At 67.1% G+C, this 17530-nt stretch carries 18 protein-coding genes; 11 read left to right on the top strand and 7 right to left on the bottom strand.

Translation table 11 applies throughout. From position 1 onward, the window contains the following. Nucleotides 1–102 precede the first annotated feature (102 nt). The 3 genes from gcvA (at nt 103) to ettA (ending at nt 3267) form a co-directional block, all read left to right on the top strand. Nucleotides 103–1020, top strand: a complete 918-nt coding sequence (gene gcvA / locus HWX08_RS28685) for a transcriptional regulator GcvA (protein ID WP_174922621.1) — start codon at nt 103–105, stop codon at nt 1018–1020. A gap of 81 nt (nt 1021–1101) precedes the next feature. Beyond that, entirely contained in the window at nt 1102–1410 is a 309-nt protein-coding gene (locus HWX08_RS28680) for a DUF3761 domain-containing protein (protein WP_069255644.1), read from the top strand. 189 nt (nt 1411–1599) lie between these two features. Continuing rightward, entirely contained in the window at nt 1600–3267 is a 1668-nt protein-coding gene (gene ettA / locus HWX08_RS28675) for an energy-dependent translational throttle protein EttA (RefSeq protein WP_174922622.1), read from the top strand. A gap of 136 nt (nt 3268–3403) precedes the next feature. On the opposite strand, the gene HWX08_RS28670 is transcribed toward ettA, so the two are convergent. From HWX08_RS28670 to HWX08_RS28655, 4 genes are read right to left on the bottom strand one after another with little or no spacing between them, the layout of a single operon-like run. After that, nucleotides 3404–4027: an HAD-IA family hydrolase gene (locus HWX08_RS28670; RefSeq protein ID WP_174922623.1), complete on the bottom strand. Its 624-nt coding sequence runs from the start codon at nt 4025–4027 to the stop codon at nt 3404–3406. Continuing rightward, nucleotides 4024–4575: a cysteine hydrolase family protein gene (locus tag HWX08_RS28665; RefSeq protein ID WP_069255642.1), complete on the bottom strand. Its 552-nt coding sequence runs from the start codon at nt 4573–4575 to the stop codon at nt 4024–4026. Before HWX08_RS28665 ends, HWX08_RS28670 begins: the two co-directional genes overlap by 4 nt. A gap of 55 nt (nt 4576–4630) precedes the next feature. Beyond that, nucleotides 4631–6445 carry an aminopeptidase P family protein gene (locus HWX08_RS28660; protein ID WP_174922624.1) on the bottom strand — a complete coding sequence of 605 codons (1815 nt, stop codon included), beginning with the start codon at nt 6443–6445 and terminating at the stop codon, nt 4631–4633. 18 nt (nt 6446–6463) lie between these two features. After that, on the bottom strand, nt 6464–6718 hold the full coding sequence (locus tag HWX08_RS28655) for a DUF1129 domain-containing protein (protein WP_174922625.1): 255 nt from the start codon (nt 6716–6718) through the stop codon (nt 6464–6466). Nucleotides 6719–6889: 171 nt separating this feature from the next. Here HWX08_RS28655 and HWX08_RS28650 point away from each other — a divergent pair, with 171 nt between their 5' ends. The 7 genes from HWX08_RS28650 to HWX08_RS28620 all read left to right on the top strand — a co-directional run bounded on the left by HWX08_RS28650 (nt 6890) and on the right by HWX08_RS28620 (nt 12988). Continuing rightward, nucleotides 6890–7651: a response regulator transcription factor gene (locus HWX08_RS28650; RefSeq protein WP_174922626.1), complete on the top strand. Its 762-nt coding sequence runs from the start codon at nt 6890–6892 to the stop codon at nt 7649–7651. 26 nt (nt 7652–7677) lie between these two features. Then, complete coding sequence (hemA, locus tag HWX08_RS28645; RefSeq protein WP_174922627.1) at nt 7678–8976, top strand: glutamyl-tRNA reductase; 1299 nt, start codon at nt 7678–7680, stop codon at nt 8974–8976. A gap of 85 nt (nt 8977–9061) precedes the next feature. Beyond that, on the top strand, nt 9062–10144 hold the full coding sequence (gene prfA, locus HWX08_RS28640; protein WP_069255637.1) for a peptide chain release factor 1: 1083 nt from the start codon (nt 9062–9064) through the stop codon (nt 10142–10144). Between the two features lie 7 nt (nt 10145–10151). After that, entirely contained in the window at nt 10152–10994 is an 843-nt protein-coding gene (prmC, locus tag HWX08_RS28635; RefSeq protein WP_069257927.1) for a peptide chain release factor N(5)-glutamine methyltransferase, read from the top strand. Between the two features lie 67 nt (nt 10995–11061). Next, nucleotides 11062–11373, top strand: a complete 312-nt coding sequence (gene grxD / locus HWX08_RS28630) for a Grx4 family monothiol glutaredoxin (protein ID WP_006477066.1) — start codon at nt 11062–11064, stop codon at nt 11371–11373. Nucleotides 11374–11389: 16 nt separating this feature from the next. Beyond that, the gene (locus tag HWX08_RS28625; RefSeq protein ID WP_069255636.1) at nt 11390–11986 is read left to right on the top strand and encodes a UbiX family flavin prenyltransferase; all 597 of its coding nucleotides are present in this window, start codon (nt 11390–11392) and stop codon (nt 11984–11986) included. Nucleotides 11987–12196: 210 nt separating this feature from the next. After that, nucleotides 12197–12988, top strand: a complete 792-nt coding sequence (locus HWX08_RS28620) for a DODA-type extradiol aromatic ring-opening family dioxygenase (protein WP_069255635.1) — start codon at nt 12197–12199, stop codon at nt 12986–12988. A gap of 110 nt (nt 12989–13098) precedes the next feature. Here the strand turns inward: HWX08_RS28620 and HWX08_RS28615 are convergent, their stop codons facing one another. Beyond that, nucleotides 13099–14697 (bottom strand): APC family permease, encoded by a 1599-nt coding sequence (locus HWX08_RS28615; RefSeq protein ID WP_107311977.1) that lies wholly within the window; start codon nt 14695–14697, stop codon nt 13099–13101. Between the two features lie 419 nt (nt 14698–15116). Here HWX08_RS28615 and HWX08_RS28610 point away from each other — a divergent pair, with 419 nt between their 5' ends. After that, on the top strand, nt 15117–15320 hold the full coding sequence (locus tag HWX08_RS28610) for a cold-shock protein (RefSeq protein WP_006477070.1): 204 nt from the start codon (nt 15117–15119) through the stop codon (nt 15318–15320). Between the two features lie 99 nt (nt 15321–15419). On the opposite strand, the gene HWX08_RS28605 is transcribed toward HWX08_RS28610, so the two are convergent. Both HWX08_RS28605 and HWX08_RS28600 read right to left on the bottom strand, forming a co-directional pair. Next, entirely contained in the window at nt 15420–16670 is a 1251-nt protein-coding gene (locus HWX08_RS28605; RefSeq protein WP_174922628.1) for an Hsp70 family protein, read from the bottom strand. A gap of 187 nt (nt 16671–16857) precedes the next feature. Beyond that, complete coding sequence (locus HWX08_RS28600; protein WP_069255632.1) at nt 16858–17463, bottom strand: nitroreductase family protein; 606 nt, start codon at nt 17461–17463, stop codon at nt 16858–16860. Nucleotides 17464–17530: the final 67 nt, after the last annotated feature.

Genomic DNA, 17530 nt, shown 5'->3' with positions numbered 1-17530 from the left:
CGAGGCGGCCACGCAAGCATGCGATCCGATGCGTCAACGGTACGCGTGCGGGCGCATCGTCTCAAACGATATTTCCACGGCCATTCGATTTAGAAAAACTGAATGAATCGTTCCCGCCTGCCGCCGCTCAACGCACTGCGTGCGTTCGAAGCGGCCGCCCGCCACCTGTCGGTGAAGGCGGCCGCCGAAGAACTGTCGGTCACGCCCGGCGCGGTCAGCCAGATGATCCGCACGCTCGAGACGCATCTGGGCGTACAGCTGTTCGAGCGCGTGAACCGCGGCATCCTGCTCACGGCCGCCGGTCGCGACTACCTGCCGCCGGTGCGCAATGCTTTCAGGCAGATCGCCGATGCGTCGCAGCGCGTGTCGGGCGCCGCCGACAGCGGCGTACTGACGGTGAGCGTCACGCCGTTCTTCGCGTCCGCGTGGCTCGTCCCTCGCCTGGCCCGGTTCCGGGACGCGTGCCCGGACGTCGACCTGCAGGTCGTCACGAGCCACGCCCTCGCGGATTTCTCGCGCGACGGTGTCGACGTCGCGATCCGTCACGGCCTCGGTCGCTACATCGGGCTGTGCAGCGAGCGCCTGCTGACGGTGGAAATCGTCGCGCTCGCATCGCCCGAACTCGTCGCGCGGCTCGGGATGCCTGCGACGCCAGCCGATCTCGTCGGCTGGCCGCAGTTGCACGACGCCGAACGCAAGGGCTGGCACATCTGGTTCGGCGCGCAGCGGATCGACGATTTCGGGCCGCCGCGCGGGCCCGCGTTCGACGATTCGGGGCTGTTGCTGCAGGCGATCGTCGCCGGTCAGGGCGCCGGGCTGCTGCCGGCCGCGATGGTGCGCGGCGAACTGGCCAGCGGCCGGCTCGTGCAGCTCGCCGACGTCGCGTGGCTCGACGATTTCGCGTACTACCTCGTCTATCCGCCGCATCACGCGGAACGGCCGAAGGTCGCCGCCTTTCGCCGCTGGATCCTCGACGCCGCGCAGGCCGACGGCGCGGCGTCGATGTCCGGCGCGGCGTAGCGCCGCATACCTGCGCGGGCCGATCCTCGGCCGATCGGCTAACATGCGGCCGACACCAATAACAACAGCCCGACAGAGACCATGCCTGCTTTGCTTCGCCGCGCGACGCGCATCGCGACCTTGTCCGCCGCGCTCCTGGTCGCGTGCACCGCGCTGCCCTCTTCCGCGCATGCCTACCGCGCCTCGCCCGGCTTCGGCAACGAAGCCGATCTCGACCGTCACGACACCTATCGCAACCGCGACGGCGAAACCGTGCACGCGCCTGCGCATTCGAAATCGGGCCGCGTGCCCGAAGGCGCGAGCGCGCGTTGCCGCGACGGCACGTACAGCTTCAGCCGCCACCGGCGCGGCACGTGCTCGGGGCACGGCGGCGTCGCCGCGTGGCTGTGAGCACGCCCCTGGTCGAAAGGCCGGCAGGGTGCCAGCGGCAACCGGCGGCGAAGTACAATACGCGCTCACGCCGCCGACACGCGGCGACGCCGCCGCGCGATGCGCGGCACGCTCCGTACCGAATCACCCGACGCCGCCACGCCCGCGCGCTGCGCGGCAGTCTCAACCACTTCTGACTTTCACACCGAAATGGCCCAATACGTTTTCACGATGAACCGGGTCGGCAAGATCGTGCCGCCCAAGCGCCAGATCCTGAAGGACATCTCGCTGTCGTTCTTTCCCGGCGCGAAGATCGGCGTGCTCGGCCTGAACGGCTCGGGCAAGTCGACGCTGATCCGCATCATGGCGGGCGTCGACAAGGACATCGAGGGCGAAGCCACGCCGATGCCGAACCTGAACATCGGCTATCTGCCGCAGGAGCCGCAGCTCGACCCGACGAAGACGGTGCGCGAAGCCGTCGAGGAAGGCCTCGGCGATCTGTTCCAGGCCAACAAGAAGCTCGAGGAAATCTACGCGGCGTACGCGGAGCCGGACGCCGACTTCGACGCGCTCGCGGCCGAGCAGGCGAAATACGAGGCGATCCTGGCGTCGAGCGACGGCGGCAGCCCCGAGCAGCAGCTCGAAGTGGCCGCCGACGCCCTGCGCCTGCCGCCGTGGGACGCGAAGATCGAACATCTGTCGGGCGGTGAAAAGCGCCGCGTCGCGCTGTGCAAGCTGCTGCTCGAGAAGCCGGACATGCTGCTGCTCGACGAGCCGACCAACCACCTCGACGCGGAATCGGTCGACTGGCTCGAGCAGTTCCTGGTGCGCTTTCCGGGCACCGTGGTCGCGGTCACCCACGATCGCTACTTCCTCGACAACGCGGCCGAGTGGATTCTCGAACTCGACCGCGGCCACGGCATTCCGTGGAAGGGCAACTACAGCAGCTGGCTCGACCAGAAGGAAGAGCGCCTGAAGCAGGAAGAAGCGTCGGAATCGGCGCGCCAGAAGGCGATCAAGAAGGAACTGGAGTGGGTGCGCCAGAACCCGAAGGGCCGCCAGGCGAAGTCGAAGGCGCGTATCGCGCGCTTCGAGGAGCTGAGCAGCCAGGAATACCAGAAGCGCAACGAGACGCAGGAAATCTTCATTCCGGCCGGCGAACGCCTGGGCAATGAAGTGATCGAGTTCAAGAACGTCAGCAAGTCGTTCGGCGACCGCCTGCTGATCGACAACCTGAGCTTCAAGATCCCGGCCGGTGCGATCGTCGGCATCATCGGCCCGAACGGCGCCGGCAAGTCGACGCTGTTCAAGATGCTGACGGGCAAGGAACAGCCGGATTCGGGCGAAGTCGTGATGGGGCCGACCGTGAAGCTCGCGTACGTCGACCAGAGCCGCGACGCGCTCGACGGTTCGAAGACGGTGTTCGAGGAAATCTCGGGCGGCGCCGACGTGCTGACGGTGGGCAAGTACGAAACGCCGTCGCGTGCGTACATCGGCCGCTTCAACTTCAAGGGCGGCGACCAGCAGAAGATCGTCGGCAACCTGTCGGGCGGCGAGCGCGGCCGCCTGCACCTCGCGAAGACGCTGATCTCGGGCGGCAACGTGCTGCTGCTCGACGAACCGTCGAACGACCTCGACGTCGAAACGCTGCGTGCGCTGGAAGATGCGCTGCTCGAATTCGCGGGCTCGGTGATGGTGATCTCGCACGACCGCTGGTTCCTCGACCGGATCGCGACGCACATCCTCGCGTTCGAAGGCGATTCGCAGGTCACGTTCTTCGACGGCAATTACCAGGAGTACGAAGTCGACAAGCGTGCGCGCCTCGGCGAAGAAGCGGCGAAGCCGAAGCGCCTGCGCTACAAGCCGATCAGCCGCTGACCGGCACGGCCCGGGCGCCCGGCGCCGCGAAAACGCGGGGCCAGGCGCCGAGCGGCCCGCTCAAGGCGCGGCACAACAAAAAAGCGGACCGCTTGGTCCGCTTTTTTTATCCGATCGCCGGCTGCCCGCCCGCCGCTTACGCGAGCGCGCCCAGTTCGCGCAGCCGCGCCTCTGTGGCTGCCGCACTCGTGTGATGAATGCCGTGCCAGCCGAGCGCCGTCGCGGCCGCGGCGTTCTTCGCGTTGTCGTCGATGAACACGAGCTCGTGCGGCGCGATGCCCGGCAGGTGCGGCACGATCCGCGCGTGCATCTCGTGGTAGATCGCCGGATCGGGTTTCACGAGTTTCACCCGGCCCGACACGACGATGTCCGTGAAACGCCGCAGCACCGGGAAGTTGTCCCACGCATACGGAAACGTCTGCGCGGACCAGTTCGTCAGCCCGAACAACGGCATCCCCTGCGCGTGGAGCCGGTCGACGAGCGCCGCGCCTTCGTCGAGCACGCCGCCGATCATCTCGTGCCAGCGCGCGTAGAACGCACGAATCAGCGCCTCGTGCTCGGGGAACATCGCGACGCGTTCGGCCGTGCCTTCGTCGATCGTCTGCCCGCCATCCTGGCGCACCACCCAGTCCATCCCGCACACGTGCGTGAGGAACCAGCGGCGCTGCGCGTCGTCGGGAATCAGTTTCCGGTAAAGGTACTCGGGACTCCAGTCGATCAGCACGCCGCCGAAATCGAACACCACGGCCTTGATCGTCATGCGAACTCCGTCGCGAGCACGTCGGCGAGCGGGCGCGGCGTCACCGCATTGCCCGACAGCGAGTTGTTTTCCCAGATGAAGTGGTGATGCGCGACGATCTGCGCCGCCGACAGGTGCGTGCGCTCGTTCGTCGTGTGCAGATCGGACACGACGGTCGTCCGGTAGCCGAGCAGCGCCGCACGGCGCGCGGCCGAATCGACGCAGAACTCAGTCGCATAACCGCAGATCAGCACCGAACGAATGCCGTGACCGTCGAGCTGCGCGGCGAGCGGTGTGTCGTGAAACGAGTCGCTCACCTGCTTGCGCACGCGCCAGTCGTCGCGCCCGACCACCAGCTCCGCATGCAGCTCCCAGCCCGGCGTGCCGGGAACGACGTCGTCGTCCGCATCGCCGTCGTGCTGCACGAAGCAGACGGGCGCGTTCGCCGCGCGCGCCGCCGCGGTCAGCCGGTTGATGCCCGCCACGACATGATCGAGCCGGTAAGCAGGCCGCGCCCGCTGCACCAGCCCGCGCTGCATGTCGACCACGATCACTGCGGTGTCCGCCATGGTTTGCCCTCGGTTGTGTCGTTCGGCCGTCGGCCGGCCGTTATCGCAAGGTGCGTCAGATCGGCTGCGTGCGCGCGTCGAGCCACGCTTTCGCGTCGCCGCTCAGGTGCCGGCCGACGCGCTCGCGCACCGTCGCGTGATAGGTGTTCAGCCACGCGCGCTCGTCGTCGTGCAGCATCTCGATCAGCACGCAGCGCGTATCGATCGGACACAGCGTCAGCGTCTCGAACGCGAGGAAATCGCCGAATTCCGTCTGCCCCGCCGCCCGGTTCACGACCAGGTTCTCGATCCGGATGCCCCACTGGCCGGGGCGATACACGCCCGGCTCGATCGACGTGATCATCCCCTCTTCCATCGCCGTGTACGGCTCGGCCGGCGCGTAGTGCGAGATGACCTGCGGGCCTTCGTGCACGTTCAGGAAGTAGCCGACGCCATGCCCGGTGCCGTGGCCGTAGTCGAGCCCGGCCGCCCACATCGGCGCGCGCGCGATCGCGTCGAGCATCGGCGAGCGGATGCCGCGCGGAAAGCGGGCGCGCGACAGCGCCATCATCGATTTCAGCACGATCGTGAAGTCGCGCCGCTGCAGGTCGCTGACCGTGCCGACCGGCACGACCCGCGTGATGTCGGTCGTGCCGGTGACATACTGGCCGCCCGAATCGATCAGCAGCAGCCCGTCGCCGGCGATCGTCGCGTGCGATTCGCGCGTCGCGTGGTAGTGCGGCATCGCGCCGTTCGCGTTGAACCCGGCGATCGTCGCGAAGCTCGCCGACACGTAGCCGGGGCGCCGCGCACGCGCGGCCGTGAGTTTTTCCTCGATCGTCAGCTCGGTGATCGTCTCGCGGTTCACCGACTGCTCGAACCACGCGAAGAATTCCGCGAGCGCGGCTCCGTCGTGCTCCATCGTCACGCGCACGTGCTCGATCTCAGTGGCCGTCTTGCGCGACTTCGCGAACGTCGACGGATTCACGGCCTCGACGAGCTTCACGCCGGCCGGCACCGCTTCGAGCGTGCCGAACGTCACGCGGCGCGGATCGATCAGCAGCGTCGCGCCGTCGGGCAGCGCCGCGAGCGACGCGCGCGCGGCGTCGTAGGCGCGCACCTCGACGCCATCCTTCGCGAGCGAGGCGGCCAGCGCCGGCGACACCTTGCCGTCGGCGACGAACAGCGTCGCGCGATCGACGCCGATCATTGCGTGCGCAACGAACACGGGATTGAAGTTGACGTCCGCGCCGCGCAGGTTGAACAGCCACGCGAGGTCGTCGAGCGTCGACACGAAATGCCACTGCGCGCCCTGCGCCTGCATCGCGCGGCGCACGTCGGCCAGCTTGCTCGCGCGCGTCGTGTCGGCCTGCGGCGCCGCGTGCTCGAACACCGCGTCGCCGGGCAGCCCCGGCCGCTCGGGCCAGATCGCGTCGAGCAGGTCGAGGTCGGTGCGCAGCGCGATGCCGCGCGCGGTCAGCGCGCCCGTCAGCCCGCGCGCGGCCGCGACGCCGAGCACCGCGCCGTCGACGCCGACCGTCGCGCCCGCCGGCACGTTCTGCGCGAGCCAGTCGACGTGCGGGGCGCTCTGCTGCCCGCCCGTCATCTTCATCAGTTGCACGCCGGTGCCGGCCAGTTCGGCATCGGCCTGCACCCAGTAGCGGCTGTCGACCCACAGCCCCGCGAAATCCGCGGTCACGACCAGCGTGCCGACCGAGCCCGTGAAGCCGGACAGCCAGCGGCGGGCCTGCCAGCGCTCCGGCAGGTACTCGGACAGATGGGGATCGGCGGACGGCACGAGATAGGCGGCCAGGTCCTCGCGGGCCATGGCGCCACGCAGCAGCGCGAGACGGGCCGGCACCGGCGAGACTTCGGGAAGACGGGCATTCATGATTTCACCTGAGAGCATTCAGCGACGGGCCGACAGCGCCACCGTCACGGCTACGACGAGGAACGCGACGCCGGTGCAGACCGGCCATTCGAGCGTCTCGCCATCGTAAAACAGTCCGGAGAGATTGCCGGCCATGCGGGCCGCAGCCGCGCCGACGATGCCGGCGAGCACCGCGATCCACCACGGCGGCCGGCCCGTGCGCCGCATCGGATGCAGCCATCGGCCGAACAGCCCGACGGCCGCTCCCAGGACAAGGATTCCAAACCAGTTCATTCGACGCCTTCTATAAATTCAGATTCGTCCCATAGGCGTGAACGTTGCCAGCGGCTAGCATCGATTCATTCATCGAACCCGGAACCAGCCGGATGCCGCGAACTTTCGAGTGTAGGGGCCGACTCGACGTTATGGCAAGCGCGCACCGGTTGCCGTACTGAAGAAATTCCCATGCGAATTGCTCTGATCGATCCGGACGCGCGGCACGCCGCGCTCCTGAACCGCCTGCTCTTTGCGGGCGGTCATGTGTGCCACGCGTTTGCGTCCAGCACCGCGTTCTTCGAGTGGCTCGCCACCCATACCTGCGACATGCTGATCACCGGGCACTGGGCGGGCGACCGGTCGGCCGAGGAAATCATTCCGTGCGCCCAGGCGGTGCTGCCCGGGCTGCCGGCCATCACCGTGATGCAGTTGCCGCGCGAAAGCGAAATCGTATCGTGCCTGCACGCGGGCGCCGACGATTGCGTCGTGCGTCCCGTGAGCGGGCCCGAGCTGCTCGCACGCGTGAACGCGCTGAGCCGGCGCGCCGGCGTGCGCCGGGCCCCCACCCGCTCGCGCGAAATGTATGGCGACTACGCGTTCGACGCCACGCACTGCCTCGTTCGTTTCGGCGACGCAATCGTTTCACTGACGCCGAAAGAGTTCCGTTTCGCGCAGTTGCTGTTCACGAACCTGTCGCGGCCGGTGTCGCGCGCCCATATCCTCGAAACGGTGTGGGCACGCCGCCGCGACATGAAGTCGCGCACGCTCGACACCCACGCGTCCCGGCTGCGCAGCAAATTGCAACTGCTTCCGGAGCGCGGCTACCGGCTCCTGCCGCTCTACGGCTTCGGCTATCAACTCGACCGCGTGCCGATCGAGCCCCCAAATTCCCGGCCCCGCCACGCCGATGCCCGGTATGCGTCGGGTGAGGAAATCGTTGAAACGCTATAATATGGGGCTAAACGATAGCCCTCGATATGCAACTCCTCACGATCGGAATCAATCACCACACTGCGCCTGTCGCCCTGCGCGAACGCGTGGCGTTTCCGCTCGAGCAGATCAAGCCGGCTCTCGTCACGTTCAAGAACGTGTTTCTCGGCCCCCAGGCGCCCACTACGCCCGAAGCGGCGATCCTTTCCACCTGCAACCGCACCGAACTGTATTGCGCGACCGATGATCGCGCGGCGCGCGAAGGCGCGGTGCGCTGGCTGTCGGAGTATCACCGGATTCCGGTCGACGAACTCGCGCCGCACGTCTATGCGCTGCCGCAGTCGGAGGCGGTCCGGCACGCATTTCGCGTGGCATCCGGCCTCGATTCGATGGTGCTCGGCGAAACCCAGATTCTGGGCCAGATGAAGGATGCGGTGCGCACCGCGACGGAAGCCGGCGCGCTCGGCACGTATCTGAACCAGCTGTTCCAGCGCACGTTCGCGGTCGCGAAGGAAGTGCGCGGCACGACCGAGATCGGCACGCAATCGGTGTCGATGGCCGCTGCCGCCGTGCGTCTCGCGCAACGGATCTTCGAAAAAGTGGCCGATCAGCGCGTGCTGTTCATCGGTGCCGGCGAGATGATCGAGCTGTGCGCGACGCACTTCGCCGCGCAAGGGCCGCGCGAACTCGTCGTCGCGAACCGCACGGCCGAACGCGGCCAGCGGCTCGCCGAGCGCTTCAACGGTCGCGCGATGCCGCTCTCGGATCTGCCGACCCACATGCACGAGTTCGACATCATCGTGTCGTGCACCGCGTCGACGCTGCCGATCATCGGCCTCGGCGCGGTCGAACGCGCGGTGAAGGCGCGCCGCCACCGGCCGATCTTCATGGTCGACCTCGCGGTGCCGCGCGACATCGAGCCCGAAGTCGGCAAGCTGAAGGACGTGTTCCTTTACACCGTCGACGATCTCGGCGCGATCGTGCGCGAAGGCAACGCATCGCGCCAGGCCGCGGTCGCGCAGGCCGAAGCGATCATCGAGACGCGCGTGCAGAATTTCATGCAATGGCTCGACACGCGCAGCGTCGTGCCGGTGATCCGCCACATGCATACGCAGGCCGACGCGCTGCGTCGCGCCGAAGTCGACAAGGCGCTGAAGCTGCTCGCGCGCGGCGACGATCCGGCCGCCGTGCTCGAAGCGCTGTCGCAGGCGCTGACCAACAAGCTGATCCACGGCCCGACGAGCGCGCTCAATCGCGTGAACGGCGCCGATCGCGATTCGCTGATCGACCTGATGCGCGGCTTCTACCAGCACGCCCCGCGCTCGAACGACCAGTCCGGCCACTAGCGCCGGCCGATCTCGCCCTGCCGCCGGCCGCGCGCCGGCCTATCCTTTCCGAATACCCCTTTGCCCGGGAGCGCCGCTCCACACCATGAAGACGAGCATGCAACGCAAGCTCGACCAGCTGTCCACACGGCTGGCCGAACTGAACGACCTGCTGAGCCGCGAAAACGTCACGGCCGACCTCGACCAGTACCGCAAGCTGACGCGTGAACATGCGGAACTCGGCCCGGTGGTCGAACAGTACGCGCTGTGGCGCCAGTCGCGCAGCGACGAGACGGCCGCACAGGAGCTGCTCGGCGATCCGTCGATGCGCGACTTCGCGGAAGACGAAATCCGCAGCGCGCGCGAGCGCATGGCCCGCCTCGAAACCGAGCTGCAGAAGATGCTGCTGCCGAAGGATCCGAACGACGACCGCAACATCTTCGTCGAAATCCGCGCGGGCACCGGCGGCGACGAGTCGGCGCTGTTCGCGGGCGACCTGCTGCGCATGTACCTGCGCTTCGCGGAACGCCAGCGCTGGCAGGTCGAAATGATGTCGGAGAGCGCGTCGGATCTCGGCGGCTACAAGGAAGTGATCGTGCGGATCGCGGGCCAGGGCGCGTATTCGCGCCTGAAGTTCGAATCGGGCGGCCATCGCGTGCAGCGCGTTCCCGCCACCGAAACGCAGGGGCGCATCCACACGTCCGCGTGCACGGTGGCCGTGATGCCAGAAGCCGACGAGATCGGCGAGATCGAGATCAATCCGGCCGACCTGCGGATCGACACGTTCCGCGCATCCGGCGCGGGCGGCCAGCACATCAACAAGACCGATTCGGCGGTGCGGGTGACGCACATCCCGACCGGGATCGTCGTCGAGTGCCAGGACGATCGTTCACAGCACAAGAACAAGGATCGCGCGCTGAAGGTGCTCGCCGCGCGCATCAAGGACAAGCAGTATCACGAGCAGCACGCGAAGGAAGCCGCGACGCGCAAGAGCCTGATCGGCTCCGGCGACCGCTCGGAACGGATCCGCACGTACAACTTTCCGCAGGGCCGGATGACCGACCACCGGATCAACCTGACGCTGTACCGGCTCGAGGCGATCATGGACGGCGACCTCGACGAACTGATCCGCGCGCTGGTCAGCGAACATCAGGCCGAGCTGCTCGCGTCGCTCGGCGATGCCGACTGAGGCCGCGATGCCCGACACCACCGCCGACGAACTGCTGCGCGCGTCTTCGCTCGACGCGATCGATGCGCGCGTCTTGCTCGCGCACGCACTCGGCTGGACCCGCACGCAACTGATCACGCGTGGCGACGCGCCGCTCGATGCGGCCGCGGTCGAACGCTACCGCGCGCTCGAGGCGCGCCGCGTGGCCGGCGAGCCGGTCGCGCAACTCGTCGGGATGCGCGAATTCTTCGGGCGGACGTTCGACGTGACGCCCGACGTACTGATCCCGCGCCCCGAAACCGAACTGCTCGTCGAAACCGCGCTCGACGCGATCGACGGGCTGCCGCATCCGGCCGTGCTCGATCTCGGCACGGGCAGCGGCGCGATCGCCGTCTCCATCGCCGCCGAGCGGCCCGATGCCCGCGTGTGGGCGCTCGACCGCTCGCCGGCCGCGCTCGCGGTCGCCCAACGCAACGCCGGCAAACTGCTCGACGCGCGCCGCCCCGGCGGCCCGCTGCACTGGCTAGAGAGCGACTGGTACGCGGCGCTCGATCCGGCACTCGCGTTCGACACGATCGTCAGCAACCCGCCGTACATCGCGCAGCACGATCCGCACCTCGAACAGGGCGACCTGCGTTTCGAGCCACGCGGCGCACTCACCGACGATGCCGACGGCCTCAGCGCGATCCGGACGATCGTCGCGGGCGCCGGCACCTATCTGAAACCGGGCGGCACGCTCTGGATCGAGCACGGCTTCGACCAGGCCGAGGCCGTGCGCGCCGTGCTCGCGTCGCACGGCTTCGTCGCGGTCGAATCGCTCGCCGATCTGGCCGCGATCGAACGCACGACGGGCGGCCGCCTGCCGGGCTGATGCCCGGCCCGCCCGGTTGAAATCCGCTATCATTTCGATCTAACGCCCCGCTAAAGCAAGGTCAGTCATGGACACCCAACAACGTATCAAGCAAATCGTCGACGAAAACCAGGTCGTGCTCTTCATGAAGGGCAACGCGCAATTCCCGATGTGCGGCTTTTCGGGCCGCGCCGTCCAGGTGCTGAAAGCCTGCGGCGTCGACCAGTTCAAGACGGTCAACGTGCTCGAGGACGACGAAATCCGCCAGGGCATCAAGGCTTTCTCGAACTGGCCGACCATCCCGCAGCTGTACGTGAAGGGCGAATTCATCGGCGGCTCGGACATCATGATGGAGATGTACCAGTCGGGCGAACTGCAGCAACTGTTCGCCGCCGCGTAATACGCTCCCCCTTTCGATGGCCTCTCCCAGCGCGCCGCCACGCCGGCTGATCGTTGCGATCACCGGCGCCACCGGCGCCATCTACGGCGTGCGGCTGCTCGACCTGCTGCGCGCCGCCGGCGGCGTCGAAACGCATCTGCTGATTTCGAACGCCGGCTGGCTCAATATCCAGCACGAACTGAAGCTGTCGAAGGCCGATGTCGAAAGCCGTGCGGACGTCGTGCATTCGGTGCGCGACGTCGGCGCGACGATCGCGTCAGGCTCGTTCGCCACCGACGGGATGGTGATCGCGCCCTGCTCGATGAAGACGCTCGCGAGCGTCGCGCACGGGCTGTCCGACAACCTGATCACGCGCGCGGCCGACGTCACGTTGAAGGAGCGCCGCCGCCTCGTGCTGATGGTGCGGGAAACGCCGTTCAACCTCGCGCATCTGCGCAACATGACGGCCGTCACCGAAATGGGCGGCATCGTCTTCCCGCCGCTGCCCGCGTTCTACGCGATGCCGAAGACGATCGACGAACTCGTCGACCAGACGGTCACGCGCGTGCTCGACCTGTTCACGCTCAACGCACCGCTGACGACGCCGTGGGCCGGCATCCGGCACGCTCAATAAGCCCGCGTCTGCAGAGCCGTTCTTTGCGCATCTTCGCCGATTTGCACTGAAATTCGTTCAACGCGATGAATGCGGCGCCCGCTTGCCGTGGAATGCGGCCCGCCGCCCCGATTATCAACGAACAGGCGTCAATCAAATTCCGGAGCGTGGATTTATCAATCCCCGGTGTGCGCCTATAGTCGACGGCATATCCCTTTGCAGGCCACCACCATGAACCGCTTGCCTTCGCTCTACCTGTCCCACGGCGCGCCGACGCTGCCGATCGACCCGACGCTGCCGTCCGGCGCGTTCACGCATCTCGGCGCCGAATTGCCGCGCCCGCGCGCGGTGCTGATGCTGTCCGCCCACTGGGGCACGCAACGCCCCGTCGCCAGCATCGCCGCGCACCCGGACACGATCCACGATTTCTACGGCTTTCCGCAGGCGCTGTACGACATCCGCTACCCGGCGCCCGGCGCGCCCGACGTCGCCGAGCGCGCGGCCGGGCTGCTGAACGCGGCCGGCATCGCGACCGCGACGACCGAGCACGGCCTCGATCACGGTGCGTGGGTGCCGATGCTGCTGATGTTCCCGGAAGCCGACGTGCCCGTCGCGCAGCTGTCGATTCAGCCGCGCGCGGATGCTGCCCACCACTTCGCGCTCGGCCGCGCGCTGCGACCGCTGCGCGACGAAGGCGTGATGGTGATCGGTTCGGGCCAGATCACGCACAACCTGCGTGCCGCCGATTTCGGCGCGGCACCGGAGGATGCGGACCCGCGCGTCGCGGCATTCACCGACTGGTTCGAGGAGAAGCTGGCCGCGCGCGACGTCGATGCGCTGCTCGACTACCGCCGGCAGGCGCCGCATGCGGCGCTGATGCATCCGACCGACGAGCATCTGCTGCCGGTGTTCACGGCGCTCGGCGCGGCGGACGACGACTACCAGCTCGGCATCCAGTCGCTCGGCACGTACCAGCGCGTGCTCGCGATGACGAACTACGTGTTCGCGAGCGCGGCCGCCTGAACGTCGCGCGGCAACCGTCGACCGTCAAAAAAAAGCCCGCCCGAGCATCGCTCGGGCGGGCTTTTGTCCGCTGCTTGCTGCCGCCGCCGAATCCGGCGGCAGGTCACGCGTCAGGCACCGATCCCTTCGAGGATCTCGTCGTGCGATTCGCGCTCGTCGAGATACTGGGTCCGGTAGCCGGTATTCACGCCCCAGAAGTAGAACACCAGCGCGATCGCCGCGACGACCAGCATGTCCCAGCCGTACGGCAGCACGCCATGGCCGCCGAATTCCTTGCTGCCGATCAGCGACAGCACGGCCATCGTCGGCAGGTACGCGACCAGCCACCAGGCGGCCTTCAGGTCGGCACCCCAGCCGGTCCAGCCCGCCTTCGCCTGGAAGTAGAAGTACACCGGCAGCGCGACGATCATCAGCAGGATGATCTCGCCCGTCAGCGGCCACTTCGCCCAGTACAGGATCAGCGATGCGCAGACGAACGCGAACGGCGCGATCAGCTTCATCAGCGGAATCGACAGCGGACGCTCGATGTCGGTTGCCGCGCGGCGCAGCGCCATCAGGCTGATCGGGCCGGTCAGGTACGAAATCACCGTCGCGACCGAGATCACCGCCGCGAGCGAGCTCCAGCCGCGGAAGAAGAACAGGAAGATGAACGAGACCAGCAGGTTGAACCACATCGCCTGGCGCGGCACGCCGTAGAGCGGGTGCACGTTGCCGAACATCTTCGGCATCGTGTTGTTGCGCTCCATCGCGTAGATCATGCGGGTGGTGGTCGCCATGTAGGTCGTGCCGGTGCCGCTCGGGCTGACGAACGCGTCGACGTACAGCAGGATCGCGAGCCAGTTCAGGTTCAGCGCGATCGCCAGTTCGGCGAACGGCGACTTGAAGTTGAAGTGCTCCCAGCCCAGCGCGACGTCGGCCGGATTCACCGAGCCGATGTAGGCCATCTGCAGCAGCACGTAGATCACGAGTGCGAGCAGGATCGACGTGATCACCGCGAACGGCACGCTGCGCGACGGGTTGCGCGCTTCGCCCGCGAGGTTCACCGGGCTCTGGAAGCCGTTGAACGCGAACACGATGCCGCTCGTCGCGACCGCGGTCAGCACCGCCGACCAGCCGTACGGCGCAAAGCTCGAATTGGAGGCGGTGCCGAGGTTTTCCGGATGGAAGCTCGTCAGCATCAGGCCGAGGATCGTGAGGCCGGGGATCAGGAACTTGAAGATCGTGATCGTGGTGTTCGCCCGGGCAAACGCCTTCACGCCCCAGTAGTTCAGCATGAAGTAGATGACGACCAGCACGGCCGACAGCAGCAGCCCGGGTACCGTCAGCTCGCCGTTCACGAACAGCGCGTGCGCCCATGGATACGGCCACGTGCTCATGTACTGGATCGACGCTTCCGCCTCGATCGGGATCACGGATACGATCGCGATCCAGTTCGCCCATGCACTGATGAAGCCGACCAGCGAACCGTGCGAGTAGCGCGCGTAGCGCACCATGCCGCCCGACTCGGGGAACATCGCACCCAGTTCCGCGTACGTCAGCGCAATCGCGAGAATCACGACGGCGCCGATGATCCATGCGCAGATCGCCGCCGGACCGGCGATCTTCGCGGCCTTCCAGGCGCCGAACAGCCAGCCCGAGCCGATAATCGAACCCAGCCCCGTCAGCATCAATGCAAACGGGCCGATGTTCCGTTGAATAGAACTCTTCACATCCTCTCCTGTGTCTCAAAAAGCAAGGTCGGTTCGCGGTCCGGGATCGGCTCGAACTGCACCGCGCATGCAATTTTGGGGGGCGGGTCACCCGATCGGGGCAACCCTTCCGCGCGGCGCGTAGTTTAACGGTTGCACCTGAAACATGGCGCCAAAATCGATCGGCCCCTACAAAAAATTCGCGCCGTTTGCAAGCTTTGTAAACCTGATATCCGCAATAACCCTGAGTGAACGGAAATACGGTTGACCACGCGAGTGAGAAGTCGTATAAAGGACTTCGCAGGATTTCAAGTGGCGAGTGAATTGGTTCTTTCGTAGTTCGCCCATCAACGGTACTCCGGTTGGTCCTATTACCCCTTCCTTGATTTTCCGCACCCCATGGGCCTCGGCCCCGTTTTATCTTTTTAGGAACAAGTAACATGGCAACCGGTACCGTCAAGTGGTTCAATGACGCAAAGGGCTTCGGCTTCATCACCCCGGAAGGCGGCGGCGACGATCTGTTCGCGCACTTCTCGGAAATCCGCGTCGAAGGCTTCAAGACGCTGCAAGAAAACCAGAAGGTTGAATTCGAAGTGAAGACGGGCCCGAAGGGTCTGCAAGCTGCGAACATCCGTCCGGTCTAAGCTTGGCGCGATAATTCGTGTAAAAAAGCCCCGCTTCGGCGGGGCTTTTTGTTTTTCGGCGCCGGCCAACCGGCAGCGCGGCCTTTCAGCCGCCCGCTTTCAACCGAACAAGCGCTGCGCGTGAATGCCGAGGCCCGTCGCGACACTTGCGAGGCGGTCGCCGAATACCGGCTGCGCATCCGGGAACGCACCCGCGAGCGCGCCCGACAGGAACGCGAGCCCCGTCGAGCCGCCGGTGAAATACAGCGCGCCGACGTCGCGCGGCGCCACGCGCGCGAGCCGCACCGTCTCGCGCGCGGCGTCGACGATGCGCGCGGTGTCGTCGCGGCTCGCGTCGACGAGGCGATCGGCATCGAACGCGATCTGCAGATCCTCTTCCACGTCGTTCAGGTCGATCACCGTCTCCCCGCCCGCCGCGACGCCGATCTTCGCTTCTTCCGCACGCGCCATCAGCGCGTGCCCGAGCCGCTGCTCGACCACGCTCGTGAGCCGGTCGTATTGCTGCACGTCCCGGTACAGGTGCTTCATCAGCTTCAGTTCGCCGAGCCGCTTCGGCGTGTAGACCGTATTGATCAGGTGCCACGTGGCGAGATCGAAGTAGATCTTGTTCGGCAGCTCGCGCCCTTCAGGGTCGAGCGAGCGGTAGCCGAATGCGGGCAGGATCGCTGCCAGCTCGACACGCCGGTCGTAGTCGGTGCCCGCGACATGCACGCCGTGGTGGGCCAGCACGTCGTCCTTGCGCTCGAGCCGCGCCATTCGCTCCGGCCCGACGCGCACCAGCGAGAAGTCGGACGTACCGCCGCCGATGTCGGCGACGAGCACGAGACGCTCCGCCTGCTGGCGCGATTCGTAGTCGAACGCGGCCGCGATCGGTTCGTACTGGAAGTGGACGTCCGCGAAGCCGACCGACCGCGCGGCGGCTTCGAGCTGATTCTGTGCGAGACGGTCGGCGCGCGGATCGTCGTCGACGAAGAACACCGGCCGGCCGAGCACAGCACGGCCGATCGGCGCACCCGCGCGGGCTTCGGCCTTGCGCTTCAGGTGCGTCAGGAAGCGCGCGATGATTTCGGTGTACGCGATTGCGCTGCCGTCGCCGAGATCGGTCGTCGTTTCCGCGAGCGGCGAGCCGAGAATGCTCTTCATCGAGCGCATCAGCCGGCCGTCGAAACCGTCGATGTAGGAAGCCAGCGCCGCGCGGCCGTATTCGACCGTCTCTTCGTCGTTGTTGAAAAAGATCGCAGTGGGCAGCGTCAGATGGTCGCCCTCGACGGGCGCGAGGCGCATGCCGTCGCCGTCGGGCAGCGCCACGGCGGAATTGGACGTGCCGAAATCGATCGCGCAGTAAGTCATGGGAAGTTGCCGCAGCAGGGCCGGCGCGAAAACGGAAAGGACGGGCTTTTTAACATGAAGCCCGCGCGATCACAACCGGGGCCGGCCGCCGGTGCCGCGCATCGGGCTCCGGCGGCCGCGGCGCACGGCCTGACGCGCCGGGAGACTGGCTGGCGGGACGCGCGATGCAGCCCGCCCGCCGGGAAAATCAGGCAGCCGCGTCGAAACCCTTCTTCCACGCGCCCGCATACACGACCTCGCCGATTGCATGGCGCGTGCGCGGGGCTTTTTCGCGATCCCGCAGCACCGGATCGAGCTTGTCGACGTTGCCGTAGTGGCCGAGCGAGATGATCGACAGGATCGCAACATCGGCGGGGATCGCGAACGTGTCGCGGAACGCGTTCGCGTCGAAGCCGCTCATCTGGTGGGCGGCCAGGCCCAGCGCGTGCGCCTGCAGCACCAGCGACATCGCGGCGGCGCCCGCATCGTACAGCGCGGTCGGCGCCGGCTCGCCCTTCGGCGTGAGCGTGTGCGCCGTCACCGCGATCAGCACGGGCGCCGGCGCATTCCAGCCCTGGTTGAACGGCACCAGCGTCGCAAATGCGCGCTTGAACGCGTCTTCGTCCTGCGTGCGGTCGAATACGACGAAGCGCCACGGCTGCGCGTTGTAAGCGGACGGCGCCCAGCGCGCGGCTTCGAGCACCGCGTGCAAATCAGCCGCGCTGACGGGTTCATCCGAATACGCGCGCGGGCTCCAGCGGCCCGCGATCAGTTCGTGAATCGAAACAGTGGTAGGTGCAGGTTTGACGGACATGCGGTTCCTCTCTGACATCGATGAAGGGGCGCGAACGCCTGGCAAACCGCAAGCATACCCGCTTGAG

This window comes from Burkholderia metallica, from assembly GCF_902832845.1.
Classification (GTDB): domain Bacteria; phylum Pseudomonadota; class Gammaproteobacteria; order Burkholderiales; family Burkholderiaceae; genus Burkholderia; species Burkholderia metallica.
This window is presented reverse-complemented; position numbering and strand designations above follow the sequence as displayed.

What these genes read in the sequence shown, in the direction of transcription:
- gcvA (WP_174922621.1), top strand. Translation starts at nt 103, where the DNA reads ATGAATCGTTCCCGCCTGCCGCCGCTCAACGCACTGCGTGCGTTCGAA.
- HWX08_RS28680 (WP_069255644.1), top strand. Translation starts at nt 1,102, where the DNA reads ATGCCTGCTTTGCTTCGCCGCGCGACGCGCATCGCGACCTTGTCCGCC.
- HWX08_RS28625 (WP_069255636.1), top strand. Translation starts at nt 11,390, where the DNA reads ATGGCCTCTCCCAGCGCGCCGCCACGCCGGCTGATCGTTGCGATCACC.
- HWX08_RS28665 (WP_069255642.1), bottom strand. Translation starts at nt 4,575, where the DNA reads ATGGCGGACACCGCAGTGATCGTGGTCGACATGCAGCGCGGGCTGGTG.
- HWX08_RS28660 (WP_174922624.1), bottom strand. Translation starts at nt 6,445, where the DNA reads ATGAATGCCCGTCTTCCCGAAGTCTCGCCGGTGCCGGCCCGTCTCGCG.
- HWX08_RS28600 (WP_069255632.1), bottom strand. Translation starts at nt 17,463, where the DNA reads ATGTCCGTCAAACCTGCACCTACCACTGTTTCGATTCACGAACTGATC.
- HWX08_RS28605 (WP_174922628.1), bottom strand. Translation starts at nt 16,670, where the DNA reads ATGACTTACTGCGCGATCGATTTCGGCACGTCCAATTCCGCCGTGGCG.
- grxD (WP_006477066.1), top strand. Translation starts at nt 11,062, where the DNA reads ATGGACACCCAACAACGTATCAAGCAAATCGTCGACGAAAACCAGGTC.
- prfA (WP_069255637.1), top strand. Translation starts at nt 9,062, where the DNA reads ATGAAGACGAGCATGCAACGCAAGCTCGACCAGCTGTCCACACGGCTG.
- HWX08_RS28650 (WP_174922626.1), top strand. Translation starts at nt 6,890, where the DNA reads ATGCGAATTGCTCTGATCGATCCGGACGCGCGGCACGCCGCGCTCCTG.
- HWX08_RS28610 (WP_006477070.1), top strand. Translation starts at nt 15,117, where the DNA reads ATGGCAACCGGTACCGTCAAGTGGTTCAATGACGCAAAGGGCTTCGGC.
- prmC (WP_069257927.1), top strand. Translation starts at nt 10,152, where the DNA reads ATGCCCGACACCACCGCCGACGAACTGCTGCGCGCGTCTTCGCTCGAC.
- HWX08_RS28655 (WP_174922625.1), bottom strand. Translation starts at nt 6,718, where the DNA reads ATGAACTGGTTTGGAATCCTTGTCCTGGGAGCGGCCGTCGGGCTGTTC.
- HWX08_RS28670 (WP_174922623.1), bottom strand. Translation starts at nt 4,027, where the DNA reads ATGACGATCAAGGCCGTGGTGTTCGATTTCGGCGGCGTGCTGATCGAC.
- hemA (WP_174922627.1), top strand. Translation starts at nt 7,678, where the DNA reads ATGCAACTCCTCACGATCGGAATCAATCACCACACTGCGCCTGTCGCC.
- ettA (WP_174922622.1), top strand. Translation starts at nt 1,600, where the DNA reads ATGGCCCAATACGTTTTCACGATGAACCGGGTCGGCAAGATCGTGCCG.
- HWX08_RS28620 (WP_069255635.1), top strand. Translation starts at nt 12,197, where the DNA reads ATGAACCGCTTGCCTTCGCTCTACCTGTCCCACGGCGCGCCGACGCTG.